Source organism: Gilvimarinus sp. 1_MG-2023 (assembly GCF_030548285.1).
The window spans coordinates 1-327 of sequence record NZ_JAUOSC010000553.1; the positions used below are offsets into that span (position 1 = coordinate 1).

General features: G+C 60.6%; 1 pseudogene. It reads left to right on the forward strand.

What is annotated here, in order from left to right:
* Positions 1-327, forward strand: a pseudogene (locus Q4563_RS18050) (hypothetical protein); the annotation flags it as partial.

The window sequence follows — 327 nt, forward strand, 5'->3', positions numbered from 1 at the left end:
TACAAGCTACCACTATTGATTTGCCCGACAATCTGGGGCCGATTGCCGTCCCGGCCATGCCAGTTGCCAATCAGGAAGAACTGAATGGCCTGTTGCAGCAGCTGCAACAGGCGCTTCGTCCTGTGATCTGGGTGGGCGGTGGTGCTGTTGCATCCGTTGCCGCCGTTACGGCACTGGCCGACAAAGGCATCCCGGTATTGTCGACCACACATGCCCGGGGCTTGCTGCCTGATGCGCATCCGCGCAGCCTGCGAGCCTTCCACAACAGCCCATCGGTCAAGCAACTGCTGGAAGACGCCGACCTGGTACTGGTGGTGGGTTCACGCT